Source organism: Desulfovibrio sp. 1188_IL3213 (genome assembly GCF_036763145.1).
In the GTDB taxonomy this organism is placed as follows: Bacteria; Desulfobacterota; Desulfovibrionia; order Desulfovibrionales; family Desulfovibrionaceae; genus Desulfovibrio.
The window spans coordinates 1-2466 of sequence record NZ_JBAIYR010000345.1 but is presented as its reverse complement, the minus strand read 5'-3'; the positions used below and the strand labels follow the sequence as shown (position 1 = coordinate 2466).

General features: G+C 56.5%; 2 protein-coding genes. Both read left to right on the top strand.

Annotation, left to right across the window (positions count from 1 at the left end):
• Nucleotides 1-1381, top strand: a 1381-nt coding sequence (dnaB, locus tag V6C16_RS11230) for a replicative DNA helicase (protein WP_333543240.1), incomplete at its 5' end; no start/stop codon positions are given.
• A gap of 761 nt (nt 1382-2142) precedes the next feature.
• A complete protein-coding gene (locus V6C16_RS11225; RefSeq protein WP_012625640.1) occupies nt 2143-2409 on the top strand; it encodes an RNA recognition motif domain-containing protein in 267 nt (88 codons plus the stop codon).
• Nucleotides 2410-2466 lie beyond the last annotated feature (57 nt).

Genomic DNA, 2466 nt, shown 5'->3' with positions numbered 1-2466 from the left:
CAGGGCCGAGGCCGACCTTCTGCGTCGCGTGCCGCCCCATAGCGTGGAGGCCGAACAGGCCGTGCTCGGCGGCGTGCTCATGCGCCCCCAGCTTATGCACGCCATTGTGGACCAGTTGGCAGCCGAAGACTTTTATGTGCCGACCCACTCCACCATTTATGCCGCCTTTCTTGAGCTGTACCGCAAGTCCGCACCCATAGACCTGCTCTCCACAGCAGAAATGCTGAAAAGCCGCAACGCCCTGGAAGAAGCGGGCGGGGCCGTATATCTCGGCGATCTTGCCCAGGCCGTGGTTTCGGGGGCCAATGCGGAATATTATGCCACCATCGTGCGCGACAAGGCCCTGCAGCGCGGCCTTATCGAAGCGTGCTCCGGCATTATCACCAATTGCTACGATGCCTCCCTTGAGGTCGGAACCCTGCTGGACGAGTCCGAGCAGGCCGTTTTTGCCATTTCGCAGCGTACCTCCGGGCGCGACTTCACTCCCACCCGCGAACTGCTGGACCGGGTTTTTGACAATCTTTCCCGTCTGGCCGACGCCAAGGACGTGATCACCGGCGTCACCACCGGCTATACCCGCCTGGACAAGCTCACCGCCGGGCTTCAGCCTTCGGACCTGATTATTGTGGCGGCCCGCCCCAGTATGGGCAAAACGGCCTTCTCGATGTGTATGGCCCTGCACGCCGCCGTGCGCCAGAATGTTCCCGTGGCCGTCTTTTCGCTTGAAATGAGCAAAGAGCAGCTCATGCAGCGCATGCTGGCCGTGTGGGGCAAGGTTGACCTTTCCAAGTTGCGCCGTCCGTCGTTGCTTACCGATGACGACTGGCAGCGCCTGTATGCAGCGGCCGACGTTGTGGCCCGCGCGCCCATTTTTATCGACGATACCCCGGCCCTCACCACGCTGGAACTGCGCGCGCGTGCGCGGCGGCTCAAGGCGGACAAGGGCCTCGGCATGGTGGTGGTGGACTACCTGCAGCTTATGCGCACCAGCCGCCGCACCGATTCGCGCGAACTGGAAATTTCAGACATTTCCCGCTCCCTCAAGGGACTTGCCAAAGAAATGCACGTGCCTGTGGTGGCGCTGTCGCAGTTGAACAGAAAGGTGGAAGAACGCAGCGACAAGCGGCCCATGCTTTCCGACCTGCGCGAGTCCGGCGCTATCGAGCAGGACGCGGACGTCATCATGTTCGTCTACCGTGATGACGTGTACAAATTCGTCAAGCCTGCCGAGCGTCCTCCCCAGGGCGTGGCCGAAATCATTATCGGCAAACAGCGCAACGGGCCTGTGGGTGTGGCGGAGCTTATGTACATGTCGCCCTATACTTCATTTGAGGACATGGCCCCGGACTGGTCGCCGCCGCCCTCTGAAAGCGGGGGATAGGTTTTTCGCAAAAGCGTGCCGCTCTGGCGCGCTTTTGTTTTTTTGCGCTGCCGTGCCCCGTGCCCCGTGCCGCGACTGCGCGGCGTTGCCCTGTGCGAACTCCGTAGTGCTGTGGCTGTTGACGCCCGCATCGTGCTTCAATATCCGGTCTGTCAGATGCAGATATGCGTCGTGGAGACAGGGCGGCGATTCGTATTTCTGTAAAAAATTCCTTCGATTTTTCAAGATCAGATAAAAACACCGATTTTTCGCGCATGCGATATCCTATATGCGGACAAGAGATCGGGGGCTTTTTTGTGTAAAACGCCGTGACGAGAGGGCGGTTCTGCTTTTTGGGGCGGCTCGATTGCGCATAATTTCACACGTAAGGGCCTCATTTTTATGTCTGTTGTGTTGATTTGTAGTATGATTGTTTAGACAAACAGTTCGTATTGTTACTGCACAAGTCGCGCCTATCACATGTAAAAGCTCTGGTTTTGATGCAGCGCCTCTTTGCAGTGCAGATGGATTGTTGATAATGGTTCGCCTGCGCAGGCGTATAACATTCTGAAGCCATTGAATATCTTTTGCTTAAAACCTTCAGTTATTTCATTGCGTCCCATGTTTTTATCACGCAAAAAACGCGCAATGCCAACTTTTTTTAGTGCTTTCGTTGACAAGCTCGTCAAAGCGTGTTTCTGTGACTTGCATGGGCCGCGTACCGGTAATACGTTTTATCGGGTGTAAGCGCGGGAAGATTGTTTTTTTTGAGAGGGTGTTTCATGTCCAAGTCCATCTATGTCGGGAACCTTCCCTGGTCTGCTACTGAAGAACAGGTTCAGGATCTTTTTGCCGAATACGGCAACGTTCTGTCTGTGAAACTTGTCAGCGACAGGGATACCGGCCGTGCCCGCGGCTTCGGCTTTGTGGAAATGGAAGACGGCGAAGCCGACTCCGCCATTGAAGCTCTTGACAACTTCAGCTTCGGCGGTCGCACGCTTCGCGTCAACGAAGCCAAACCCAGGGCTCCTCGCCAGCCCCGCTACTAGGGTTCAGCAACAACATAACGCCCCTTGATTTTTGGGGCGTTTTTTGTTCGTTGCGCT